23 protein-coding genes are annotated in these 26,099 nt (G+C 47.3%); 7 read left to right on the forward strand and 16 right to left on the reverse strand.

Features of this window, described 5'->3' with window-relative positions; genetic code table 11:
• Positions 1–105 precede the first annotated feature (105 nt).
• The 5 genes from V8Q34_RS10005 to arcC all read left to right on the forward strand — a co-directional run bounded on the left by V8Q34_RS10005 (position 106) and on the right by arcC (position 5,567).
• A complete protein-coding gene (locus V8Q34_RS10005; RefSeq protein ID WP_033142947.1) occupies positions 106–762 on the forward strand; it encodes a helix-turn-helix transcriptional regulator in 657 nt (218 codons plus the stop codon).
• Complete coding sequence (gene dpaL, locus V8Q34_RS10010; protein WP_033142946.1) at positions 759–1,967, forward strand: diaminopropionate ammonia-lyase; 1,209 nt, start codon at positions 759–761, stop codon at positions 1,965–1,967. The genes V8Q34_RS10005 and dpaL overlap by 4 nt, the downstream gene beginning before the upstream one ends.
• Positions 1,968–2,012: 45 nt before the next feature.
• Complete coding sequence (locus tag V8Q34_RS10015) at positions 2,013–3,278, forward strand: YgeY family selenium metabolism-linked hydrolase (protein ID WP_334295324.1); 1,266 nt, start codon at positions 2,013–2,015, stop codon at positions 3,276–3,278.
• 47 nt (positions 3,279–3,325) lie between these two features.
• Positions 3,326–4,519 (forward strand): knotted carbamoyltransferase YgeW, encoded by a 1,194-nt coding sequence (gene ygeW / locus V8Q34_RS10020; protein WP_033142944.1) that lies wholly within the window; start codon positions 3,326–3,328, stop codon positions 4,517–4,519.
• A gap of 100 nt (positions 4,520–4,619) precedes the next feature.
• Positions 4,620–5,567 carry a carbamate kinase gene (gene arcC / locus V8Q34_RS10025; protein ID WP_335835355.1) on the forward strand — a complete coding sequence of 316 codons (948 nt, stop codon included), beginning with the start codon at positions 4,620–4,622 and terminating at the stop codon, positions 5,565–5,567.
• 134 nt (positions 5,568–5,701) lie between these two features.
• Here arcC and V8Q34_RS10030 read toward each other — a convergent pair whose 3' ends face one another.
• From V8Q34_RS10030 to V8Q34_RS10060, 7 genes are all read right to left on the reverse strand, one after another.
• On the reverse strand, positions 5,702–6,667 hold the full coding sequence (locus tag V8Q34_RS10030) for a D-2-hydroxyacid dehydrogenase (RefSeq protein WP_033142942.1): 966 nt from the start codon (positions 6,665–6,667) through the stop codon (positions 5,702–5,704).
• Between the two features lie 35 nt (positions 6,668–6,702).
• Positions 6,703–7,566: a phosphogluconate dehydrogenase C-terminal domain-containing protein gene (locus V8Q34_RS10035; RefSeq protein WP_033142941.1), complete on the reverse strand. Its 864-nt coding sequence runs from the start codon at positions 7,564–7,566 to the stop codon at positions 6,703–6,705.
• A 65-nt stretch (positions 7,567–7,631) separates the two neighbouring features.
• Complete coding sequence (locus V8Q34_RS10040) at positions 7,632–8,564, reverse strand: transketolase family protein (protein WP_335835356.1); 933 nt, start codon at positions 8,562–8,564, stop codon at positions 7,632–7,634.
• Complete coding sequence (locus tag V8Q34_RS10045; RefSeq protein WP_335835357.1) at positions 8,564–9,385, reverse strand: transketolase; 822 nt, start codon at positions 9,383–9,385, stop codon at positions 8,564–8,566. Before V8Q34_RS10045 ends, V8Q34_RS10040 begins: the two co-directional genes overlap by 1 nt.
• Positions 9,386–9,427: 42 nt before the next feature.
• A complete protein-coding gene (locus tag V8Q34_RS10050) occupies positions 9,428–10,711 on the reverse strand; it encodes a TRAP transporter large permease (RefSeq protein ID WP_207727950.1) in 1,284 nt (427 codons plus the stop codon).
• A complete protein-coding gene (locus V8Q34_RS10055; protein ID WP_227210609.1) occupies positions 10,708–11,220 on the reverse strand; it encodes a TRAP transporter small permease in 513 nt (170 codons plus the stop codon). Before V8Q34_RS10055 ends, V8Q34_RS10050 begins: the two co-directional genes overlap by 4 nt.
• Before the next feature lie 18 nt (positions 11,221–11,238).
• The gene (locus V8Q34_RS10060; protein ID WP_227244304.1) at positions 11,239–12,318 is read right to left on the reverse strand and encodes a TRAP transporter substrate-binding protein; all 1,080 of its coding nucleotides are present in this window, start codon (positions 12,316–12,318) and stop codon (positions 11,239–11,241) included.
• A gap of 271 nt (positions 12,319–12,589) precedes the next feature.
• Between V8Q34_RS10060 and V8Q34_RS10065 the strand changes: the two genes are divergently transcribed.
• Together V8Q34_RS10065 and V8Q34_RS10070 are read left to right on the forward strand one after the other, a co-directional pair.
• Positions 12,590–13,312, forward strand: a complete 723-nt coding sequence (locus tag V8Q34_RS10065) for a FadR/GntR family transcriptional regulator (RefSeq protein ID WP_103733231.1) — start codon at positions 12,590–12,592, stop codon at positions 13,310–13,312.
• An 81-nt stretch (positions 13,313–13,393) separates the two neighbouring features.
• Positions 13,394–14,098 carry a FadR/GntR family transcriptional regulator gene (locus V8Q34_RS10070; protein WP_148392187.1) on the forward strand — a complete coding sequence of 235 codons (705 nt, stop codon included), beginning with the start codon at positions 13,394–13,396 and terminating at the stop codon, positions 14,096–14,098.
• Between the two features lie 48 nt (positions 14,099–14,146).
• Here the strand turns inward: V8Q34_RS10070 and V8Q34_RS10075 are convergent, their stop codons facing one another.
• The 9 genes from V8Q34_RS10075 to V8Q34_RS10115 all read right to left on the reverse strand — a co-directional run bounded on the left by V8Q34_RS10075 (position 14,147) and on the right by V8Q34_RS10115 (position 26,029).
• A complete protein-coding gene (locus V8Q34_RS10075) occupies positions 14,147–16,345 on the reverse strand; it encodes a beta-galactosidase (RefSeq protein ID WP_227210611.1) in 2,199 nt (732 codons plus the stop codon).
• 10 nt (positions 16,346–16,355) lie between these two features.
• A complete protein-coding gene (locus tag V8Q34_RS10080; protein WP_335835358.1) occupies positions 16,356–18,866 on the reverse strand; it encodes a glycoside hydrolase family 2 protein in 2,511 nt (836 codons plus the stop codon).
• A 34-nt stretch (positions 18,867–18,900) separates the two neighbouring features.
• Entirely contained in the window at positions 18,901–20,427 is a 1,527-nt protein-coding gene (locus V8Q34_RS10085) for a xylulokinase (RefSeq protein WP_335835359.1), read from the reverse strand.
• 69 nt (positions 20,428–20,496) lie between these two features.
• Positions 20,497–21,162, reverse strand: coding sequence for a deoxyribose-phosphate aldolase (gene deoC, locus V8Q34_RS10090; protein ID WP_335835360.1), 666 nt, complete (start codon positions 21,160–21,162; stop codon positions 20,497–20,499).
• Entirely contained in the window at positions 21,159–22,214 is a 1,056-nt protein-coding gene (locus V8Q34_RS10095; protein ID WP_033142591.1) for a galactitol-1-phosphate 5-dehydrogenase, read from the reverse strand. The genes deoC and V8Q34_RS10095 overlap by 4 nt, the downstream gene beginning before the upstream one ends.
• Positions 22,215–22,255: 41 nt before the next feature.
• Positions 22,256–23,299 carry a zinc-dependent dehydrogenase gene (locus V8Q34_RS10100; RefSeq protein WP_033142590.1) on the reverse strand — a complete coding sequence of 348 codons (1,044 nt, stop codon included), beginning with the start codon at positions 23,297–23,299 and terminating at the stop codon, positions 22,256–22,258.
• A gap of 10 nt (positions 23,300–23,309) precedes the next feature.
• Complete coding sequence (locus tag V8Q34_RS10105) at positions 23,310–24,260, reverse strand: sugar-binding transcriptional regulator (RefSeq protein WP_033142589.1); 951 nt, start codon at positions 24,258–24,260, stop codon at positions 23,310–23,312.
• Positions 24,261–24,288: 28 nt separating this feature from the next.
• On the reverse strand, positions 24,289–25,140 hold the full coding sequence (locus V8Q34_RS10110) for a carbohydrate ABC transporter permease (protein ID WP_081960475.1): 852 nt from the start codon (positions 25,138–25,140) through the stop codon (positions 24,289–24,291).
• The gene (locus V8Q34_RS10115) at positions 25,133–26,029 is read right to left on the reverse strand and encodes a carbohydrate ABC transporter permease (protein ID WP_033142588.1); all 897 of its coding nucleotides are present in this window, start codon (positions 26,027–26,029) and stop codon (positions 25,133–25,135) included. Before V8Q34_RS10115 ends, V8Q34_RS10110 begins: the two co-directional genes overlap by 8 nt.
• Between the last annotated feature and the right edge of the window lie 70 nt (positions 26,030–26,099).

The raw sequence follows: 26,099 nt of genomic DNA on the forward strand, positions 1-26,099 counted from the left end.
TTAGTTAACCTAAAAATTTTTGTAAAAACTTCTTGCAATCTCCAAAAAGTATGCTATGATGGAATTAACAAGAAAAAATGAACCCTGTCAGAAAGGAGCTTTCTTATGGGCAGATTGAAATTACTGAAACAGGTGGCAGCCGGTCTTGCCAGACAGTTCGGACCGGACTGCGAAATCGTCATACATGACTTAAAGACCAAAGACCTGGAACACTCCATCGTCTATCTGGAAAACGGTCATGTCTCCGGCAGACAACTTGGGGACGGCCCGTCGAATGTGGTGCTGAAAGCGTTAAAGGAAACACATCCGGAAAATCTGACGGACAGGGCCGGTTATCTGACCCGGACGGCAGACGGAAGAGTTTTAAAATCTTCCACTTTCTACATAAAAGACGAAGCGGAGGAGCTTCACTACATTCTCGGTATTAATTATGATATTACCAAGCTTCTCACCTTAGAAGCCGCCATCCACAACCTGACGGACACGGATGAGGAGAAAGAAAAAGAAGCTGCCCCGGAGATCACCCACAATGTAAATGACCTTTTAGACCACCTCATTGAGGAGTCCGTAAACCTGGTAGGCAAACCGGTGGCACTGATGACCAAGGAAGACAAGGTAAAAGCCATCCAATTTCTGAATGACTCCGGCGCCTTCCTCATCACCAAGTCAGGCGACAAGGTGGCAAATTATTTCGGCATTTCCAAATATACTTTATATAGCTATACCGATGTGAACAAAGAAAAGGGGGAACTAAAAAAATGAAAGAAATCCAATGGGCAGAGAACCGTATGCCGAAGACGGCAGACACCTCTCTTCCGATCATGTCACTGGAAAATGTAGCAAAAGCCAGAGCTTTCCACCAGAGCTTTCCGCAGTACAGCAAAACACCGCTTGCAAAGCTTGACCACATGGCCGAATATCTGGGCCTGGGAGGACTCTTCGTAAAGGATGAATCCTACCGTTTCGGCCTGAATGCCTTCAAGGTGCTGGGCGGGTCCTTCGCCATGGCAAACTACATTGCCAAACAGACCCACAGGGATGTAAGCGAACTGCCCTACGCAGTCCTCACCTCTGAGGAGCTCAGAAAAGAATTCGGGCAGGCCACATTCTTCACCGCAACGGACGGCAATCACGGACGCGGCGTTGCCTGGGCAGCAAACAGGCTGGGACAGAAATCTGTAGTCCTCATGCCAAAAGGCTCCACCCAGACACGTCTTGAAAATATCTTAAAAGAAGGCGCAGATGCCACCATTACAGATGTGAACTATGACGAATGTGTCCGCCGGGCAAACGCCATGGCAGAGCAGACACCAAACGGTGTCATGGTGCAGGATACTGCATGGGACGGCTATGAGGAGATTCCATCCTGGATCATGCAGGGTTACGGAACCATGGCTTCCGAGGCCGACGAACAGCTCGGCGAATACGGCTGTGACCGCCCCACCCACATCTTCATCCAGGCAGGCGTGGGTTCCCTGGCCGGAGCCGTACAGGGATATTTCGCAAACCGCTATCCCGACAATCCGCCTGTAGTCGTAGTCATGGAAGCGGATTCAGCCGCCTGCCTCTACAAAGGCGCCAAGGCTGCTGACGGCCAGATCCGTATTGTGGACGGCGATATGCCAACCATTATGGCAGGTCTTGCATGCGGAGAGCCGAACACCATTTCATGGGATATCTTAAAGAACCATGTATCTGTATTTACATCCTGTCCTGACTGGGTATCCGCCAGAGGCATGCGCATGCTGGCAGCTCCCGTAAAAGGAGACCCCCAGGTGACAAGCGGGGAATCCGGTGCTGTGGGTATGGGACTTCTCAGCGCCATCATGGAGCAGGAAGAATACAGGGAACTGCGGGACTTCCTGAAACTGGATGAGAACGCAAAGGTGCTTCTCTTCTCAACAGAGGGAGACACAGACCCCCAGCGTTATAAAGAAATCGTGTGGGACGGAAAACAGTATAATTGATATAGGAAACCATTTTATAATTAAGAATAAATGTATTGGGAGGATATGATTATGGATTACGGTAAAATCAAAGAAGCAGCACAGGGTTACGAGCAGGCTATGACAAAATTTTTAAGGGACCTGGTAAGGATTCCCGGCGAAAGTGTCGGCGAGGAAGGCCATGTAAAACGAATCGAGCAGGAAATGAACGCCCTGGGATTTGACAAAGTTGTCATTGACCCCATGGGAAACATTTTAGGATATATGGGAAGCGGCAAAACACTCATCGGCTTTGACGCCCACATTGATACCGTTGGCATCGGCAACCGTGACAACTGGGATTTTGATCCCTATGAAGGTTTCGAATCCGACACGGAGATCGGCGGCCGCGGTACCTCTGACCAGCTCGGCGGCATTGTCTCCGCTGTGTACGGCGCCAAGATCATGAAGGATCAGGGACTGTTGGATGACCGCTATACCGTACTGGTAACAGGAACTGTTCAGGAGGAGGACTGTGACGGTCTGTGCTGGCAGTATATTGTAAACGAAGACAAAGTAAGACCTGAATTCGTAGTTTCCACAGAGCCTACAGACGGCGGCATCTACAGAGGCCAGAGGGGCCGTATGGAGATCCGCATAGATGTGACCGGTGTTTCCTGCCACGGTTCCGCTCCGGAGCGCGGTGACAATGCCATCTACAAAATGGCTGACATCCTCCAGGAAGTGCGCGCCCTCAATGAAAACGACGCTGAGGACTCCACAGAGATCAAAGGTCTTGTAAAAATGCTGGACGAAAAATACAACAAAGAGTGGAAAGAAGCCCGTTTCCTCGGCCGCGGCACAGTGACCACATCCGAAATCTTCTTCACCTCCCCAAGCCGCTGTGCAGTTGCAGACTCCTGTGCTGTCTCTCTTGACCGCCGCATGACTGCAGGTGAGACCTGGGAAAGCTGCCTGGATGAGATCCGTGCCCTTCCGTCCGTGAAAAAATACGGCGCAAAGGTATCCATGTACAACTATGAGCGCCCGTCCTGGACCGGACTTTCCTATCCTACCGAGTGCTACTTCCCCACATGGGTCATTCCCCAGGACCACAAAGTGACAGAGGCTATGGCAGCCGCTTACACTGAGCTGTACGGAGAGCCGCGCATTGACAAATGGACCTTCTCCACCAACGGTGTTTCCATTATGGGCCGTTTCGGCATCCCATGCATCGGCTTTGGCCCGGGCAAGGAAGCGCAGGCGCACGCACCCAATGAGAAGACCTGGAAAGAAGACCTTGTAAGATGTGCTGCCGTGTACGCTGCACTCCCCTCTGAATACTGCAGATAACTGCTGCCGAATCATTTGAATTTATATAAAGAAAGGATATCCATACCATGAAAACATTACAGGATTATATTGATAAATTAAACAAACTGAACTTCAAAGAAATGTACGAAAACGACTTCTTCCTCACCTGGGAGAAGACAGATGATGAGCTGGAAGCTGTATTTACCCTGGCAGACGCACTTCGTTTCATGCGCCAGAACAACATCTCCACAAAAGTATTCGAGAGCGGCCTCGGCATCTCCCTGTTCCGTGACAACTCCACCCGTACACGTTTCTCCTTTGCTTCCGCCTGCAACCTGCTGGGCCTGGAAGTACAGGACCTGGACGAGGGCAAATCCCAGATCGCACACGGGGAAACGGTCCGCGAGACAGCCAACATGATCTCCTTTATGGCTGATGTGATCGGTATCCGTGATGATATGTATATCGGAAAAGGAAATGCTTACATGCATCAGGTTTCCGATTCTGTCAAAGAGGGCTACGAGGACGGCATTCTGGAGCAGCGCCCCACACTTGTAAACCTGCAGTGCGATATTGACCATCCTACCCAGTGTATGGCTGATATGCTCCACATCATCCACGAGTTCGGCGGAGTGGAGAACTTAAAAGGCAAAAAGCTTGCCATGACATGGGCTTATTCTCCGTCCTACGGCAAACCCCTGTCTGTTCCCCAGGGTGTGATCGGCCTGATGACACGTTTCGGCATGGACGTGGTTCTGGCTCATCCGGAAGGATACGAGGTTATGCCGGAAGTTGAGGAAGTGGCTAAGAAGAACGCAGAAAAGACAGGCGGCAGCTTCAAGCGCACCAACAGCATGGAAGAAGCATTCAAAGACGCAGACATCGTATATCCCAAGAGCTGGGCACCATTTGCAGCTATGGAAGAGAGAACCGACTTATACGGAAAAGGTGACTTTGAAGGAATTGATAAATTGGAAAAAGAACTTCTGGCACAGAATGCACAGCACAAAGACTGGGCATGCACAGAGGAACTGATGAAGACCACAAAGGACGGCAAGGCCCTCTATCTGCACTGCCTGCCTGCTGATATCACAGGCTTAAGCTGTGAATCCGGTGAGGTGGATGCCTCTGTATTTGACCGCTACCGCACACCGCTTTACAAGGAAGCCAGCTTCAAGCCATACATCATTGCAGCCATGATCATGCTCAGCAAATTTGATGACCCGGCAGAAGTTTTAAAGAAACTGGAAGAACGCGACCAGCCGCGTAAATTCAAATAAAACAGGTCACTCTGAAAGAAACCGGGACGGGGTCAGGACACCATTACCCTGTCCCTTTCTCTTTTCAAAATGTCAATTGTAAGAACAGGGGGTTTTTACTATGCAGAAACAAAAAATCGTTATCGCTCTGGGCGGCAATGCCCTGGGCAATACCCTTCCGGAACAGATGGCGGCTGTGAAAGTGACAGCCAAAGCCATTGTAGACCTGATCGAGGAGGGCCACCAGGTCATTATCACACACGGCAACGGCCCTCAGGTGGGCATGATCAACAATGCCATGGCTGCCCTTTCAAGGGAAGACGCAGCACAGCCCAACACTCCGCTTTCGGTCTGCGTTGCCATGAGCCAGGCTTATATCGGATATGATCTGCAGAATGCGCTCCGGGAAGAACTGCTGAACCGGGGTATTGACAACATTCCCGTATCCACCATGGTCACACAGGTACGTGTCAATGAAGATGATCCGGCATTTTCCTCTCCTTCCAAGCCGATCGGAAAGTTTTTGGGCGAGGAGGAGGCAAAGGTCATTGCCGAAAAATACGGCCACATCATGCGTGAGGATGCAGGCAGAGGCTGGCGCCGCTTCGTCGCCTCCCCGAAACCTCAGGAGATCGTGGAGATCGGCGCGATCCGCTCCCTGGTGGACTCCGGTGAAGTTGTCATAGCCTGCGGCGGCGGCGGAATCCCCGTGACGCTGAAGGGAAACCACTTAAAAGGCGCCAGCGCAGTGATCGACAAGGACTTTGCAAGCTGCCTGCTGGCTAAGGAACTGGATGCTGACTATCTCATCATCCTTACAGCCGTGGAAAAAGTGGCCATCAATTTCGGCAAACAGGATGAGACCTGGCTGTCCGCTGTCTCCACCTCTGAGGCCAGGAAATATGCCCGGGAGGGACAGTTTGCCCCCGGCTCCATGCTTCCCAAGGTGGAAGCAGCCATTGACTTCGCTTCCTCGAAGCCGGGGAGAAAAGCTCTGATCACTCTGCTTCAGAAAGCAAAAGACGGAATTGAAGGCAGAACAGGAACTGTCATCTGCGACAGACTGTGACTGCAGATAAAAACACCCGGAAGGCTCATTTCTCCGCTTTGTGCCTGCCGGGTGTTTTTTTACAGACATCCCCGGACATGGCAGTACCCGGGGATGTTATCGGAATCACTTTATTAGGTTGATATTTCTGAAATTTATTTATTTACCACATTTATGGGATGACCCTCCACAAATGCTTTCAGGTCCTCCACTGCAATATCCATGAGCCTCTGTCTGGATTCTCTCGGCGCCCAGGAAATATGCGGTGTAATGATACAATTCTTTGCCTTAAGCAGCGGGTTGTCCCCTCTGATGGGTTCAGTGGATACCACATCCAAACCGGCACCGGCAACTTTACCGCTGTTCAGCGCATCTTTTAGATCCTCTTCCACGATCAGCGGCCCTCTGGAATTATTGATAATGATCACGCCGTCTTTCATCCTTGCGATACTCTCCTTGTTCACCAGCCCCTGTGTGGAGGGAAACAGAGGGCAGTGCAGGGCGATCACGTCCGACCTGGCAAATAACTCGTCCCTGGTCACATATTCCGCAATCTCTCTCCCGCTGTCATTCGGGTATTCATCATTGGCAATGACCTTCATTCCAAGAGCCTTGGCAATACGCCCTGTTGCCTGTCCGATTCTTCCGAATCCCACGATACCCATGGTCTTGTCAGCCAGCTCGATCAGCGGATAATCCCAGAAGCACCAGTCAGGATTATTTTCCCATCTGCCCTCATGGACAGCTTTGTCATGATGACCGATGTGATGGCAGATTTCCAGCAGCAGGGCAATGGCAAACTGTCCCACAGCCGCTGTACCATAGGTTGGAATGTTGCACACCGGAATGCCTCTCTCCTTTGCCGTTTCCACATCTACCACATTGTATCCTGTGGCAAGGACTCCCACATACCTGATATTTCTGCAGGCATCAAACACTTCCCTGGGAAGCGGTGTTTTATTGGTTATAACAGCCTCCGCATCACCGATCCTGTCTATGACCTCCTGCATATCCGTAAGGGATGTGCGGTCATAAACCGTCAATTCCCCCAGTGCCTCCATATCTTTCCAGGATAAATCTCCCGGATTTTCCGTATAACCGTCCAAAACAACAATTTTCATACTCATTTCTTCCTTTCCAAAAAAGCTTCTTTGTGTCAGATCTGTGGATTCTCCGGATGCAGCATGGTGGCAATGACCTTATCCAGCACTTCATCTTTCCAGATATCTTTCCAGTTTTCCCTCATGACCAGACGGTTCCCCAGTCCGATCGCCACTTTGCAGGCATCTGAAACCGGCGGATTTCCGGGAATATATCCCAGGAAGTTTGCGGACAGATTATAAATATGGCCTGTCAGGAAGGAGACTGCTGCCTCCTTGGGTATTCCCCTCTTCACTGCTTCCTCCACGGTCTCCGCCATGGCATACAGACAGGTGGCTCCCAAAAGCTCCACAAGGGTTGGCTCCAAAAATGCGATCTGCTCTGAGGACATGACATATGCATGCTCCACAGGGGCATACATCTGTTTTGCCACCTCCACGCACTGGGCAAAACGGTCATCATCGCCCTGGATCTTTGACATGACAATGTCCTGTTTTCCGCCCATTCCGCCAAAGCGGTCCTGGCGCGCCTCAAAGGTATCCTGATCCAGGAAATAGGACGGGTGGCAGGGATGAGCCACACCAAAGGTGCAGTCTTCTCTCAGGGTCAGTTCTCTTGCAACCGCTGCTGCAGGGTCCAGGATAATGAATCCGGTTCCCGGTTTTAACTGTGGCACATAAACAGCGGAGAGTTTGCCGATCAGAGTATCCGGCACAGCAAATACCACCACATCAGCCTTTGCCAGGGCCTCCTCCACAGGAACAGGCTCAAATCCCCTTTCTTTGATGCTCTTAATTCCCGCGTCCGTGGCTTCCACCAGAAGCAGCTCAAATTCTTCCGGTTTCTTTGCCAGATTGTTGCTTGTCCTTGTTCCCATTTTACCGCCTGCACCGATTACACTAACTACGATTTTACTCATTTTATTTTCCTCTTTTCCAATTCCTATATTCTGTCTTTCATTCCTGTCCGGAACGATCCTGCCTGTTACAGATTTTCTTTTACTGTCTTTGCAATGTTCTCGGGAGAGAATCCATAGGCATCAGCCAGCTCTTTTGCAGGGCCGGATTCCCCGAAAGTGGTTAGACCTATGCGTTTTACGAATTTCGGCGCGTTCTCTGCTGAAAGCCTGCTTATGTATGCACCCAGACCGCCGTTAATATTGTGGTCCTCCACTGTCACGATCTTCTCCGCTTTCCTGATAGCCTCAATGATCTTCTCCGGATTCTTTCCATATAAGATGTTAATATCCCCAACCGTTACATTTACACCCTGCTCTTTTAACAGATCCGCTGCTGCCAGGACACGGTCCAGAACAAATCCGCTGGATAACAGAAGTGTGTCATTTCCGTATTCTCTTAAGACAGTAATGCCGTCCGAAGAGAAGGGTGCGTCTTTTTCATACACATTTGCCTCTCTTCCGCTGCCTGCCCTTACATATACAGGTCCATTGATCTTAGCTGCCATCTGTACTGCTTTGTATGTCTGATAACCGTCTGCCGGAGTCAGGATCGTGTAATTGGGAATGTTGGAAAGGATCCCAAGATCTTCATAGAACTGATGGGTAACCCCCTCTCTCTCTCCTCCCAAAAGTCCGGAATTGATGCCCACAAACTTTACGTTCAGATTCGGATACGCAACAAAGGTGCGCATCTGCTCACAGGCACGCATGGTCATAAACCCTGCATATGTACCTACAAAAGGGGTCAATCCTGCCGCCGCCAGACCTGCTGCGGTGTCCACTGCATTCTGCTCTGATATTCCCACTTCCACATACTGCTCAGGATACAGCTCTGCAAATTTTGTTGCACGCATCGCTTTTAATGAGTCGGGTGAAACAAACATGATCTTGTCGTCATTTGCTGCCAGATCTATAAGCGCCGCAGCAAAGGCCTCCCGCGTTCCCTTGAATTCTGTCATTATTCTGCACCTCCTAATTCTTTTACTGCCTGCTGATACTGTTCCTCTGTGGGAACTCCCTTGTGCCATGCGTTATCATTTTCCATAAAGGAGAGTCCTTTTCCCTTCACACAGTCGCATACAATGACACTTGGTTTTCCCTTTGTCTCTTTTGCTTTTGCAATGGCCGCTTTGATCGCGTCCGCGTCGTGGCCGTCAATCTCCTGGGCATCCCACTGGAACGCCTCAAAACGCTCTTTTATATTGTTGGAGCCAATGGTCTCCTGTACAGAAGCACCGCTCTGCCATCCGTTCTTGTCCACGAATACGATCAGGTTATCAAGCTTGTGGGCTGCTGCGGAATTGATTCCCTCCCAGCACACACCCTCCTGAAGCTCACCGTCCCCGGCGATCACATACACATTGTAGTCTTTCCTTCTGTATTTTCCCGCCAGTGCCATACCTCCGGCGATGGAAATACCGTTCCCCAGGGAGCCGGATGTCATATCCACACCTTTTGTCTTGTTCATGACCGGATGCCCCTGGAATTTACTTCCCAGTGCTCTCAGCTTAAAGTCCTCAATTTTCTCTCCGAAATAACCTCTCTCAGATAATGCCGCATAGTAAATAGGGCATGCATGGCCTTTTGACAGGATAAAACGGTCTCTGTCCTCCCAGTCGGGGTTGGCAGGATCTATTCTCATCTCATCGAAGAAGAGGACTGCCATAATGTCCGCTATTGACAGTGCCGGGCCCGGATGTCCGTCCTTTCCTTTATAGACCATATCCACGGCTGTCATCCGAAGATGATCTGCCATCTGTTTCAATTCTGCGCTGTTCATACGAAAACCTCCTTGAATTTTTATATATTTTATCAGTTACTATCAAACTCCCATAATACCCGGAAGCCAGGTGATAATTGCCGGAATGAAGGTCATTACCAGCAGTGTTGCCACTTCAATGCACAGGTAGGGAATAATCCGTTTACTGATCTTCCCTATACTGGTATTGGCTATACCCGAAGCGACAAACAGGTTCACTGCCATCGGCGGTGTGATCATACCGATGGAGGTATTGATAATAATGATGATACCTAAAGCGACTGGTGATAATCCCAGGGAAGCTGCAATGGGCAGCAGAATCGGGGTTACCAGCAGAATGATGGACTGTGTCTCCAGGAAACATCCCAAAAACAGCAGGATCACATTGATCATCAGCAGCAGTGCCACCTTATTGGTAAACAGGCCCAGTACGCTGGACGCGATAAAAGTGGGGATATTCTGGTTCGTCATAAACCAGGCAAAGGGTGCTGACATGCTGACCACAAACAATACCACCGCTGAACTCACGGTAGATTTACGGAAAATCTCGTAGATATCCTTTAATGTCAGTTCTTTATATACAAATACACTGATGATAAAAGCATACACACAGGCAACCGCCGCGGATTCCGTAGGTGTAAATAAACCGCCGTAAATGCCTCCCAGAATGATCACAGGCATAAAAATGGCGAGGAGTGCCTCTTTAAAAGAGTGAGCAAAGGCTTTTAAAGTAACCTTGCCATTCTCTGCGGCGTCGTATTTTTTACAGATCACAATATTGGTTGCGATCAGCACTGCCGCAAGCAAAAGCCCCGGAATGACACCTGCCATGAACATGGTTCCCACAGATACGGATGCTGTCACCGCATAGGTTACCATAGGAATACTGGGCGGAATGACAACTCCCAGTGTTCCGCCGGATGCTGCAACGGCTGCAGCCACATCTTCCGGGTACCCCTTCTGCTTCATCCTCGGAACTGTGATACCGCCGATGGCAGCGACTGTTGCCGGATTGGAACCGGAGATGGCACCAAAGAACGCGGAGGCCACGACTGTGATACAGGACAGACGCCCGGGTATTCTTCTCATCAGTATTTCAATAAAATCTATGAGCCGTTTGGAAATGCCTCCCTTTTCCATAATGTTTCCGGCCAGTATAAAGAAGGGAACAGCCATCAGAGTAAAATTATCCGCCTGGGTAAACATTCTCTGGGCAACTGCAGGGAGCAGATTCAGGTTCCCGCTGGCTACGATCGCCACGCACACGGCTATTCCCAGGCAGATGGCAATGGGGACTCCCAGAAACAGCATGACAAATAAAACTCCGAACAACATTCCTATAATCATTTTTTCTCTTCCTCCTTCTGCCCGATCTCTTCTGGTTTTTCTTTTCCCGTGACCTTCTCAAATGTATGCCATGCGTAGCAGAGAGCCATAAGAATCAATCCCAGAGGAATGGAGAGATACATGATCCACATAGGCCACCGAAGACTCGGCGTTACCTGCCCGCTTGCCATCTGTTTCTGCAGTATGGTCACTCCATAATAGGAAGCGAAGATACTGAACGCAACCACCAGGACAGAGTCCAGCACATAAATGATTTTCAGCACTGTCCTGGAGCAGAACAACTCCAGGGCTTCCACGCAGAAATGTTCCCCATTGCATGCCGCAACACCGATTCCGAGAAAAATCACCCATATCATACAGTACCTTGCCAGCTCTTCTGCCCATGGGATCACAAACAAACCGGTGAAACGTGCCACTGTGGCAATAAATATGACTGCGCACATAATAACCATTAACACTACCAGAAGTATTTCTTCCGCTTTCTTTAGTCCGTTAAATAGCTTTTCCAAAATGTCCACTCCTTCTGTTTAGTTAGATGACTGAATTTTCTCTACCAGCTCCTTGTTCAGCTTCAGGCTGTCCAACTGGTCATAGACCGCATCCGCTGCACTCTTCCACACTTCTTTATCCACTTCTGTCACCGTAACGCCTGCTTCTTTCATATTTTCAATTGCTTCTTCATTATAGCTGCTGCTGTATTCCCTCTGATAATCCTTTGCCTCCTCTGCTGCTTTGTCGAAAGCTTCCTTCTGTGCATCCGTAAACCCATCGTAGGTACTCTGGGCGATCATCAGCACACAGGGGGAATAGAAAATATCAATCATGGAAACGTATTTCTGCACTTCATACACCTTGGCGGATTCTATGATGGCAATGGGGTTTTCCTGTCCGTCCACGGTTCCCTGCTGAAGCGCTGTGAAGATCTCACTCCATGCCATTGGTGTTGCTGTGGCACCCAATGTCTGGTAGGTTGCCATATGTACGCTGTTTTCCATGGTACGGATCTTCATTCCTTTTAAGTCTTCCGGTGTTTTGATCTCCTTTTTGTCGTTGGTCACCTCACGGAAACCATTCTCCCAGAAGCCAACGCCCCTGATTCCCTGGCTCTCCAGCTGACCCAGAAGGGAAGTTCCGATTTCACCGTCCAATACTTCATAGGCATGTTGTTCATCTTCAAATAAGTAAGGGAGGTCCAGCACCGCAAAGTCAGAGACAAAGTTCGGTATGGGTCCTGTGGATATGAGGCACATCTCCTGTACTCCCATCCCCACATTTTCCATCATGTCTCTTTCATTTCCCAACTGGGAGTTTGGATAGATATCAAGTGTCATCTCACCGTCGCTGTACTCCTCCAACAGCTTCTGCATTTCCTGCAGACCTTTCACATAATGACCTTCGGGAGCTGTGGTGGTTCCCACCTTCAGGCGCAGTGTGGCGCTGTCCGCCCCGAGCATGGTGTCTTCACTTTTCGTCCCGCTGTCGGATGTACTTTTGGAGGACTGCGTCCCAGAGGCATCTGCGTTTCCTCCTCCGCCGTTATTTCCACATGCAGTCATAACGCCTGCCAATGTTACAGTCAGAATTGCTGCTAAGATCTTGTTTTTCATGTCCATTCTCCTTTTCTCTCATTTCATTTGTCGTTCGTTAAACATCTGATGTTTTATGTATATCATTTATCGACTGATTTGTCAATGAATTTTCCAAACTTTTTTCTATTATATGTGTATTTTGTTAAATATAAATAAATTACCCATGGAAATCTTATGCATAATATCTTATATCTATTATTTGACGTATGATGATTCCCCATGATAAGATAGTTACAACAACTAAACATTTTTGACTTTTGAGAATAATAATAGATTCGGAGGTGAATACTTGAGTAATTTATTTGAAGCAAGCAAACGGGAATCCGCTGTCGATCTGGTTGTAAACAGTATTAAACAGCTCTTAATGGAAAGGACCTTAAAACCAGGCGATAAACTTCCCAGTGAGTTGGAGATATCCGAAGAACTGCGGGTGAGCCGCGGGTCCGTCCGGGAGGCGATGAAGATTCTTTCTGCTTTCGGACTGGTGGATATCCGGGTGGGCAACGGTACTTATGTCTGTGAAACACCGGGAAATACCACTATGGATTCCCTTCTGTTCAGTTTCTTTATCTCCAATCCGCAAATTGATGACCTCTATGAGTTCCGACATATCTTTGAAAACGATATTCTTACTATGATTCTGGAACACTACGATGACAATGGAAAAGAGAGAAAAGCGCTCCGTGATAATCTGGAGCAGTTAGAGCGCCTGATGGCCAACAGCGCATCCGACAAAAAGCTGTCAGAAAACGACCTGGAATTCCACAGAATTTTAGGCCAGGCATCCAAAAATCTCCTGGCTGAACGGGTTTATAATTTTATCATAGACTTTATGGAACCCTCCATTGCTGCCACCCATAAGGGCCGCAGCGGAGAGATTGTCTATGAAATTCATCGCGATATTGTGGATTTGATCGAATCAAAAGACGCGGGCAGAATTGATGAAGCCATCACAAAATCCGTAGATACCTGGTCCATACTCCAGCCTTCCCTGAATCCATGGGGAGAATAAGGATTTCCGCCATTTGTTTGACGTATTATGTTTTTTTTGATAGAATAACTATAATTAACAACGATCGGGGTGGAATACATTATGAGTAATTTGTTTGAGGCCAGCAAGCGTGAATCTGCTGTAGATATTGTAGTGAACAGTATCAAGCAGTTATTGATGGAAAGGCGTCTGAAACCGGGGGATAAGCTCCCCAATGAACTGGAAATTTCCGAAGGATTAGGTGTCAGCCGAGGTTCCGTAAGGGAAGCCATGAAAATCCTGTCAGCCTTCGGGCTGGTGGACATCCGGGTGGGTAACGGCACTTATGTCTGTGAAACACCGGGAAATGAGCTGATTGACTCTCTTCTGTTCAGCTTTTTCGTGTCCAATCCTGACATCTCCAATCTCTATGAATTCCGGAAAATATTCGAGACCGATATTCTTGAATTGATTCTGGAGCACTATGACGAGAATGCCGCAGAACGCAAAAAGCTTGCAGAAAACCTGGAAGAGTTAAAAGCGCTGATCGACAGCGGTGCTCCCCAGTCTAAAATAACAGAAAATGATCTGGATTTTCACCGCCTCTTAGGACTTGCCTGCCATAACCAGATTGCTGCCAGGATTTATGCTTTTGTCATGGATTTTATGCAGGCTTCTATCACCAATACCCACAAGCATCAGAATGGGGAGTATGTGTACAATACCCATATGGCGGTTTATGAGGTCATTGAGAAAAGGGATCACACCAGGATTGATGAAGTTGTGGACAGGACGGTGGAGGTTTGGTTTAAACTTCAGGACGCCTGATCAAAAGAGCCATCCGGCTTAAAAGCGGACGGCTCTTTTTCATTTTCCTTATTTTTTCCTGCAATAGAGGATCTTTACTTCCTGTGGTTCCAGATGAAATGTCTGACTCAGCACATTTTCCGAACCCCATTTCTGTTCTGTGACTATATCGGTCACCTCTGCGTCCCATCCCAGGTTTAAGCCAAGGCTGACGCCTATGTGCTCTGCTTCATGGTTGATCACAAAGACAAACTTATCGTTTTCCCGCTCCAAAATACGAACTTCCACATTCTGTTCTTCTCTAGGCCCGCTTAGAAGTATCTGAGAATGGTATTCTGCCATATCGAGCGCTTTCTTAAACAATCTGTTTGTATCTGCCGAATAGTTCCACATGGCGTTTGCAAAAAACAGTGTTCCAAGATAAACGGTCTTTCCTTTGCCGTATGTACTCTTTGTCATAACCGGAAGCCCGTCATCAAGTGTTGCCACTGCCTCTGCATTGTCATGGAGAACCAGTTTTTCTGCAATCACCTTTGCCGTATGCTCATACCGTCTGCCATCCAGAATAATATCTTCTTCATTGATGGTTCTGTAGTCACTCCTTACATGCAGTCCAAACACCTGGTCAAGACCTCCTGCAGGACATACTTCCGCTCCCCATCCTTTGTCTGTAAAATATCCGCACAGGCCGTCGCTGATCACTTTTCCACCATTGCGCACATATCCTTCAATAGCCTTTGCCATCTCAGAGGACAAATTGATACTGTAGGGCAGCAGCAGAAGCTGATATTTTTCAAGTTCTCCCTTAAGAACCTGCTCCCTGCTCACAAAATCCGGCTGTATCTGGTTCTGCATACATAATTTATACGCTCCCATTAAGGAGAGGGAATCTTTATAAAATCTGTTCTGCTTCCGAATCATACAGCTTCCTGACAATCCCAGAGAGATAAGGCCCTCTGTGAAGATACTGTCCAGATTATACAGAATCGCAGCCTGACTTTTTGGTGCCATTGCCTCAGCGATCTGCTCTTTATATGGCGAAAAGACCTGATTAAACTCTTTCAGTGCCTGGCATCTCTCTGTTGGCTCCCCATTTCTCTCCGTAAATCCCAGGGAGATAGTTTCCACAGTGGAAAGCTCAGGCCTCCATCCCCAAAAGAGAATCCCCTTTGCCCCCCTGGCGATCTGTCCCCAGGTCTGCCGCTTGATCTCCTGTCCGGTGATCGGAATTGAAAAACAGAAACTGTCCTCGGTTCTCTCCCCTATAAAAACATACATGGGGCCTGCCCCGGTTCCGGTCTCTCCGATCCAGTATGGTCCATTGTTCCCGGCACTTCTCAGCAGATCGCAGACAAAGGCTGTAATTTCCGGATTGATGAAATCATACATGGAGCTTCCAAGCATGTCGGTAGTCCCCGCAAGTTTGTAATGGTCATTGGATGTGACCACCGGATGCCCTGTCTCATATATGGCTGTATGTACCACGGTACACCTGTTCTCATCATACTTTTTAACCGTATCACTTAAAAATTTCATAGCATCCGCCTGAGCATCCGAGCGGAAATATTTCCAGTCCAGCCAATCCGTATAGATTCCCACAGAGCGCGGCGGCTCTACCTGTGCCCAGTTCTGATACTGTCTCGTCCAGGTTTCATTCAGTTTTTCCAGAGTTTTGTACTTATCTTTCAACCATGTCCTGAACTTTTCTTTTGAATGTTCACAATAGCAGTATACCAGCTCTCTCCATTCATTTTGGTAATACTGCTGGGAAGGCTCTTCTGTCGGTTCATGGAATACATCAAAAGCTGCAATATTTTCATTTCCCTTATAATGCTCTGTAAATGCCCTGATAAAATTCTCGATGGTTTCCCGATGCGGTTCACTGTCCAGACACAATCCCGGCCATCCGCCTGTTGCAGCATCTGCCTGCTGATGGGGTGTCCAAATAGATCCGGCTGCTGATACATATCTGCTGTCAGGATGTTTTTCATAGACCCACTCAGGAGTACATACCAGATATAAGGTAAAAATCACCTGTAGTCCATGTTTCACCGCAGTTTCCAAAATCGCATCATAATATGAAAAATCAAATTCCCCTTCTGATGGCTCAATCGTTCCCCAGGTAGCATGAACCCTTACCGTGTCCATGCCACAGTCCTTCATATTCCGGAAGTCATACTCCCAGTTTCGGCTGCTTCTGTCCCGGTAAGCGGAATACTTGGTTCCAATTGGAAACAGCATCTTAAGTTTATCTGTCTGATTCATCATCTTTCCCCCTTTACCTTACCTGCCCAAATCGGAGTTCCTCTCCATTCGGGTTTTCTACCAGGATTTCCCTGCTTTCACCCGGAAGTATATCAAAGTAGTTGTCTGAACATAAATAATTTCCCTTTACATACGCTCCATGTATATAGCCTCTGCTTGTTAGTGTGACATGCGTACAGCGCCCGATTTGTTTTGTCTGTACTATCTCGATCTGACTTTTTTCAAACTCCAGATTACGCATATCATCCATTCTCAGACATACGCTGTCCTCCACACCTCCGGATGCCAAAAACATAATACTGCCTTTCCTGTAATCCTCCACCGGAAGTTTTTCCCGCAGTACACACTGCCTGGAGGCTGCCGGAAGCTTAAAGACAACCGTGCGGAGTTTCCTGATGCTTCCGTCAAAAGAAACATATCCCAGTTCACCTTCTGCTTCTGCACAGGTATTGCTGTCATTAAGTCCCCATACCACCAGTTCGCCTTTATCGCAGCGCATGATCAATTTAACCGGAGCAAGCGCCCTCTTCACTGCATAATAAGAAATTTTTCTTCTCAGATAATAATCAACTATCGTCCATCCAGTCTCTCCCCAGGTATCGTTATACATCCAGAATAAAGCCCCGTAACAATCCATTCGTGCCCGTATGGCCTCCAGAGAATAGCCGAGAACCAGAGCCTGGAACATTCCTCCATAGAGAACATATTCCTCCATTTCCAGTTTTTCCGGATCATCCAGATAATGCTTCCGGATACCTGCATATACACTGTCCTTCTCAAAGACATTGCAGTGCATTTCCCATGCTCTGCCGGTTCTTTCATATTCATCCGTTCCCATATATTCCTGTATGGATTCCACACAGCATGGACCGACACAACCATATTCGCTCACAAATCTGGAACGTACTTCATCGTACAAAACCGGCTCTATCCGTTCTTCCATATCCTTACTCATAAACCCATTATGCCATCTGTGCACATCCCCGCAGGAATCATCATTTGGCAGTTTTCCCCCGTACGGTGAGCTGTTCCAATAAGGGATATCCGGACAGTTTGCATGTATGATCTTTTTTGCCAATACATTGGCGATATATAACCCCAATGGCTTTTCCCTGGTAAAATCCACCTGCCACTGCGGATTATCCTGGGGATTAAAAAGCCAGTGATTCTCATTGCTGCCGCAGAACAATGCCATACAGGCATGACTGCCAAGCCGTCTGGTCTGGTATTCCAGCTCCTTTGCGGCTTCTGCGCGGAACCATTCCAGATGGTCCGGATATGTGGCACAGGCGAACATAAAGTCCTGCCAAATCAAAATGCCCTTTTGATCACAGAGCTGATAGAAATATTCTCTCTCATATAACCCTCCGCCCCAGATACGCAGCATATTGAAATTAGCATTCACCGCCTCCTCCAAAAGCTTTTCTATCTTCCGGTCCGTCACTCTTGCATAAATAGAATCATTTGGAATCCAGTCCCCGCCTCTGCAAAAGACAGGAACATCGTTTACATAGAACTGAAACTTTCTGTTCTCCCCTTCCAGGGGAGATGTGTCCAGTCTCAGTGAACGAATGCCATATGTGATCTCCCTGTGTTCTTTTATATCATGATCCAGCACCATATCTACTGCAATCCTGTATAATGGCTGTTCACCATATCCATTCGGCCACCACAGCATGGGATGATCTATTTCCAAATCCACACAAAAATAATTAGTACCGGAGGTCAACAGCTGATTTTTCAATACAGATACCGCACAGACCTGCGCTTCGTAAGAAACGCTCACCTGTAAATCGCAGCTCTGTGTGGAGATCATCGGCAGACTTTCCACCTCTGCCGTCACTGCCAGAAATGCTTTTTCCCCCTGCAGCCGATTCCTTATCTCTACATTTCTGATCACCGCTTTTTCACTGCATTGAAGATATACATCTCCCACAATCCCACAGGTGACAACCCGCGGTCCCCAGTCCCATCCTACTGTGTACTGAGGTCTGCGCACAAAAGCCCTGCGGTAATCACTTCTGTATTTTCCTCCATTGTCATCTTCCCGGCATACTGCCCAGTTAATCTGTGAGAGCTGTTCATCTGTAACCTCTTCAAGCCCTGTGGTTACCCGCACTGCAATCTCATTTTTCCCTTCTCTCAGCATATGCCCGGCCGGACAGACAAATGGATAATGCACACTTCTATGGCTGCCTGCATACTGCCCATTTATAAAAATATCACTCTTTGTGTCTAAAGCTTCCATAACAAGCTCGATCGTCTTTCCTGATAAATCAGGCAGATCAAACTCTTTCAAAAACCACCATGCACGCTTTTCCACCCACTCCGACTCCAGACAGTGGTCTGCCACTACCGGATCTTTGATGATTCCCTTTTCGATCAGCGGCATTCTGACATCTGCAGGTATATCACATGTAAGCCACCCATCCTGATATAATTTAACTTCTGCCAGCTTTTCCTTTTCCCAGCAAAGGGGAGAATCATGCAGTTTCCATCCCCGATTCAGATTTATTTTCTCCATAGTTTACCCTCACGTGTAACTTGTTCCGTATTCATCACGAACATTTCTCAAGTTTCCTATAAAACGACGGCAGTTCCTGCATAAATGATTTATACAGCTGCTTTCTGTCCTTATACAATCTATAATTTGCCGCAGATGGCTCATATACTTTGGAAACTGCCGCATATTTCTCCGCAGTTTCTTCCAGACTGTCAAACAGCCCCACTGCATTACCTGCGAGTATACACGCACCCCACATGGATACATCTCCTCTGTTCATGGTACAGTGATTTTTCCCTGTAATGTCAGCAGCCATTTCCGGCCATAGGACAGACTTGGCCCCTCCGCCGATCATCTTAACTGTATCCCACGTATATTCCGGATACAGACAATCCACACGTTCCAGTGCAAGGGAAAAATCATAAGAAAAACTCTCCAGAAGTGCACGGTAGAAATGTCCTGCGTCATGACTCCAGTCAAATCCCATAAAAAGCCCTTTCAGCTCTTCGATCAAAGGCATGGAACTGCCGCCCAGAAGTCCCAGGGCCATCATACCGTCACATCCGGCCGGGACCAGTTTCGCCTCTCTGTCAATTCTGCTGAAGGCGTCTTTTAATGACTCCTCTTTTCTGATAAAATGATTTACAAACCAATCCAGTGTAATACCTGAACCGGCAATAAAATGCGTTGCGTAATATTTACCCGGTACCGCTGCTGCCAGTACATCCAGGCGCTTTTCCTGCAAATCCGGTCTGTATTCTTCCACGCAGCAGCTTATTTCCCCGTACGATGACGCCTCAAATACAATATCTCCCGCCTTTACGTTAGCCGCTCCCAGACATCCTGCCACTTTGTCCCCTGCTCCGGAGACAAGAGGAATTCCACTCTTTAATCCGACTATCTCTGCTGCCTGCCCGCTCAGATATCCGCAGATTGTATTGGATTCCACCATTTTAGGCAGATATGATTCCTTCAGCCCAATACTGCCGCAGATCTCCTTTGACCAGGCATCGTTTCTGATATCTGCAAGTCCGGTCCAGGCTGCATAGGAGCGGTCCATCACAGCTTCATCCATTCCAAGATTCCCCAGTCTGCCAATCACATAGCCGCTGATCATCACATACTTTTCTATTTTTTTAGAGAGTTCCGGGTATTCTGCAGCGAACCATTCATATTTGGGAGCCATCTGCGGAAAATTCGTCCCGCTGATTTCCAGAAATTCATTTTTCAGCTCCTGCATCTGTCTTTTCGCATATGGCATATACCGGGAATCCAGTGAACAGGACCATGTGGTAATATCCTCCCAGTCTTTTCCCACTCCCATAAATCCTGACATCTGTCCGGTAAACGCAATAGCTGCAATATCCTGCGCCCGTTCTCCGAGCTTTTGTGAAACCTTTTTCATGCAGTTAAGCACCGATGAATACAGTTCATCACCTCTCTGAATAAATACACCCGGTGACGGCCTTTCATCTTTCACCGGCTCCATGGCCTCTTCCACACACCGGCTCTGCGTATCATATACACCACACTTAATAAAACTGGTCCCCAAATCCACCGCCATAAGTAAATACCTGTCCAATTCTAATCCCCCTTACAGCATTTTTCTGCCGCAGCAGTTCCGATATACGGAACTGTTGCTTTCTGCCATCTATTCACAACCTGTTGTTTTCGTAAGAAGCTTTACCGCCGAGCTTGTTCCGATTCTGTCGCATCCTTCTGAAAGAAAGGCTTCTAACGCTTCCCTGGTCCTGATTCCGCCTGCTGCTTTTATTTTTACGTTTTCCCCAATATATTTTTTGAACAGGCGGATATCCTCAATATCCGCACCTTTTGTGCCGAATCCTGTTGAAGTCTTAATATAATCTGCACCGGCACTGGTAACTGCTCTGCACATGGCAGTCTTCTCCTGCTCTGTCAGATAACAGGTTTCAATAATAACCTTTAAAACAGCATCCCCCACAGCTTCTTTCACAGCGCGTATTTCTGCCGTCACTTTTTGAATATCACCATTCTTCAGATCCGTTATATTGATGACCATATCCACTTCTTGGGCGCCTTTTTCCACTGCATCTTTTGCCTCGAACACTTTGGATTCCCTGGTACTGTATCCCAGCGGAAATCCGATAACTGTACAAATATTCAACCTGTCCCCATAAGTTTCCCGTACCCTTTCTATATAACAGGGCGGTATACAGACAGACGCGGTGCCATATGCAACAGCTTCCTCACAAAGTCTCTGAATCTCTTCCCAGCTTGCCGATGCGTTTAAAAGGGTATGGTCAATATGCCTTAATATCTCTCTGTTCTCTCTCATGCTGCCTCCTGACCGTTTGGAAAAATCATGATTTTACTGAAAAAATAACCGCCTGCATCAATCTTTTTAAAGACTTCAGGTACATCCTCCAGACCTATTCTATGGCTGATGATGCCCTTTGCGGACATACCATTTTCATACAGCTTGATAGATTCCGTCCAGTCTCTTCCCGGAAATGGCTTGGTAAAAGAATTCCAGGAACCTACGATCTCAATCTCGCTCCTCATAACATAGTCCACTTCCTCTTCAGACAATGCAAGGCCCTGATGAGAGATACCCAGAAGCACTACCTTTCCCTGCTTTCTCGCACAGCGGATGCACTGCTTCTGTGCAGCCGGAGAACCTGAAAAGTCGATCACCACGTCTGCCCCGATTCCTCCGGTTACATCTTTTACTTCCTGTATGACATCTGTATGCAGGGAATTCATAACACAGTCTGCCCCTGCTTCTTTTGCCATAATAAGCTTCTTATCCCACACGTCCACGGTAATGATCTTGCCTGCACCCTGTATTTTCGCATACTGTACCGCGAAAAGTCCAATTGCTCCCGCTCCGAAAATACACACAGTCTCACCGGGCCTAAACCCGGCCTTGAACATTGCATGAAGCGCGTTCGCACAGGGATCCACCGTAGCTATATCTTCAAAGGGAACTTTCCTGTCCACTTTCAGAAGGTTGCTTGTTTTCACCGCAATATACTGTGCCATGGCGCCATCTCTTCTGGAGCCGTAATAATCATAATGATCACACAGGGAATACTGCCCCTCCCTGCACCAATGACAGGAATAACAGGGGATCAACGGCGTGGCAGTCACATGGTCCCCCACTTCAAAGTTTCCTGCTTTCTCACCTTTTTTTACAATGATCCCCCCAAATTCATGTCCCAGAATAATAGGGGAAACATGGGCTCCATACTTATTCGCACGCGGAATATCCGAACCGCAGATTCCCACAGCCATTACCTTTACCAATACTTCATCTTCTTCTATTTCCGGAATGGAAACCTCTTCCACTCTCAAATCCCCCGGTGCATACATTCTAACTGCTTTCATAAGCTGTCTTCCCTCTCCTTCTTGACTCTATACTCACCTTTTTACATCGTTACCACCAGTTTCATGGCTTCTCCTTTTTCGGCCTCCGCAAAAGCATCCTCCACACGTTTAAGCGGATAACAGGCACTGATATATTTTTCAGCATCTATAACACCGTCCCGGATATATTCCATTGCCCTTTTATTCTGCTTCGGTGTGGATGCATGGACACCAAAAACTGATAATTCCCTGTAATGGATCAGATTGCTGTCGATGAATCCCTTAGACTCTCCGGGAAGCCCTCCAAACAGGGATATTCTGCCCCTCTTTGCTAAAAGTCCCATGCCCTGCTCCTGTACTTTTCCGACTGAACAGGCAGTGATCACCACATCCGCACCATTTCCATCCGTTAACTCTCTGATCTTTTCTTCCAGATTTTCTTTAGAGGAATTTACAAAGGTTACCCCTTCCAGTAATCTCTCTGCCTGGCTGATTCTCTCCTGTGATGTCTCTGCAATCACAACTTTCCCTGCCTTTGCATGCATGGCAAGCTCCGCATGCATACACCCGATAATACCGCTTCCGATGATAAGAACACATTCTCCCGGTGCAATATTCAGATAAGACTGGGCATTCATGACACAGGCAAGAGGTTCGCTAAGGGCATACCTTGTATAGGAGTTCTCCTCCGGCAGAGTATAGACATTTCCCATTTCAAAGGCACAATCCGGAACTGCCATATACTCTGCAAAACCCCCGTCATATTCAAACCCTATGGTTTTCAGGTCATCACACATATTCGTGAATCCCTGTCTGCAGCTTCTGCAGTTTCCGCACCCTATGGCAGGTGCCATGGATACATGGGTTCCTACGGGAAATTTCTTCTTAAACTCATCCCGCACTTCTATGATCTGCCCCACGATCTCATGTCCCATAATCCTTCCATCCGGAATTTTATTGCTTCCGAACCGGTAGGTACGGATATCCGTACCGCAGATGGAACAGGCTTCCAGTTTGATAACTGCCCCGTTCCCCGCCTGCAGGGACGGCTTTTCCTTTTCGGTCAATCTCGGTTTTCCATTTTTATCGAATATGTAAGCTAACATACCTCTCCTTTTATTCTTGAATCAATTTCTCTGCTGCTTCTTCATCAATGATCAGGACATTTGCATAGCCTGCTTTAAGAACTGCACGCAGTGTCTCCAGCCTTTTCTCCCCCAGGATTACAGCAATTCGGAATTCACAATTTTTTAACTGTTCCATGGGAACCGCTATGGTCCTGTCCTCCAGGTCCTGATTGGCACATCTGCCATCCTTGTCAATAAAATGGGTACATACCTCTCCCACGGCTCCGGTATCCTTCAGATACTCTATCATATGATCCGGAATATAACCGGAACGGACCAGCGAACTTTGCTGTTCACATTTACCTACCGTAAATACAGCAATATTCATATTCTCCCAGAGCTGCATAACCTGACTTATGCCATGCTCTTTCAAAAAAATTTCTTTGTATGCCTTGTTTTCCACAATAGCAGGCGCAGTCATGGCGTATGCATCCCCGCCGAATGCGGAGACAAAATTATTGCTGATCTCCCCTGAAAATGTGCTGTTCTGGTTCTGGCTCAGCCCGCCGCATAACTGGACAACTTTTATCCCTTTATACTCCTGTTCCGTTGAAAGCCTTTTGGAACACTCATAAATTGTCCGGCCCCATGCAACGCCGATTGTATCTCCATCCTTTACGATGGCATTCAGAATATCATTTAAAACCCGTCCGAGCTCCTGGTAATAAGCCTCTCTTTTTCCTTCGTCCTTCTTTCTGCCCGCTGATACCATAAAGGCTTTTTTCAGCCCGTATTTTTTTCTGAGGTATTTTTCCTCTTCCGTCTCGATCAGCCACGGATTGCTGCTTCTTATCTCTATGAGTTTTTCTTTTCTCGCCTCAATAAGCAGTTTTGAAACATAGGAACGTGAAATCTCCATCTGCTTTGCTATTTGATTTTGACTTAAATTCTCCAGATAATAAAGTCTTACTACCTCTAGTTTTAAATGATCTCTTACCATATTTAATTTCTCCTTGTCTGCTGAAGTTTTATCCCTTCACAGAACCGGCCACCATCCCTTCCATAATCTTTTTATGAAACAGGAAATATACGATCACAACCGGCAAGGTAGCTATGGTAAGCCCTGCCATCATAGGCGTATACTGGACGGAGTGCTGTCCTGTAAAATATGTCAGCGCAATCGGCAGCGTTTTCAGCTCAGGTTTTCCCATCAGTACCAAAGAGAACGGAAATTCATTCCAGGCATCCAAAAAGCTTAAAATGATCACGGTCGAAAGTATAGGTTTGGATATGGGCAGAAACACTTTGAAGAAGATATCATGGGTATTTCCCCCATCAATGATTACAGCCTCTTCAATTTCTCTTGGTATGGTGGCTGCAAAGCTCGTCACCAGGAAAATGGCCTTTGGCAGCCCGAAAGCGGCATAGACTAGAGCCAGTATAAACCTATTATTATTCAGTGTAAATAGCTTTAGCTCCACAAAAATCGGTATTAAGAGGCTGTGTACAGGTATCAGCATCCCGGAAAGGAACATGGTATACAGAATTGTTTTCCCCCTGAACTGATACCTTGCAAATACCACTCCTGCTACAAAAGCAATAAAGACCAAAGCTGCTACAGCCGTAACACTGACTAACACACTGTTGACAAACGCCACATCCATCTTTCCTGTTTTAATGGCTGACAGATAATTGCTGAAATGAAAGGAAGTCGGAAGCCCGATCAGATTCCTTAAAAAAGAGGGCTCATCCTTCAAAGAAGAATAGATCATCCACACTACAGGAAACAGACAGAAAAGAGACAGAAGAGCTATGAGCACATTTACCAGCAGCATCAGTATTTTCTTCGATATTTGTGTCACTCCATAAGTTTTATTCATATTTCTTCTTTCCCTTCCCAAATATCACATTACATATCAACACCAGTGTCAGACTCACTGCCATGATTCCAACAGATATGGTGGAGCCGTAGCCGAACCGTTGTTTTATAAAGGAAGTCTTGTATGCATACATGGCCCCCACCATGGATGCAGTACCCGGACCACCGCTTGTGATAATGTAAATATGTTCAAAAATTTTCATACACCCTGACACAGCCAGAATAACTGAAATTTTCACTGTATCCATTGTCATGGGCCAGGTAATGAAAAATGCCTTTTTGATTCCCCCTGCCCCATCCAGTGCAGCGCTCTCAAAAATTTCTTCCGGTATGTTTTTCATCGCACTGACGAAAATAACCACATACAATCCAATCCACTGCCATACAATGGGGACAGTTATACACTTCATAACAATATCCACATCGTCGATCCATGGCCGTATCCAACTCTCCAGTCCAACCGAATGCAGCAGGAAATTAAGGAGTCCGTAATCCTGGTTATAGATGATCTTCCACAAAAATCCCACAACAACGGGAGCAAGAACTACCGGCATAAAGATTGCAAACTGGTGAAAGGATTTTAATTTGAGACCTTTGGAACAGATAAGGGAAGCAATGATAAAAGCGATCCCTACTTGAAAAACCACACAGCAGGCTGCCAGAATAAAGTTATTGAGCAGTGCTTTTCCAAAGATGGAATCCCCCAATAACCTGGAATAATTGCCCAGACCCAGAAATATCTTCTTCTTTCCTCCGGACCAGTTAAATAAAGAATAATAAATTGCCATAATGATCGGTATTGCTGTAAATACCAGAAACAGCACTACACTTGGAAACATATACAGAAAAAGAGTTCTCTTCTTAGGCTGCAGTACCTTGTTGTTTGCCATTTGGCAGCCACCGCCTTTCTAAATTTATCTGCGGAGACCGGCCGTTATCAGTCGGTCTCCTGTATAGTTA

The organism is Blautia sp. JLR.GB0024 (genome assembly GCF_037000545.1).
Taxonomy (GTDB): domain Bacteria; phylum Bacillota; class Clostridia; order Lachnospirales; family Lachnospiraceae; genus Blautia; species Blautia celeris.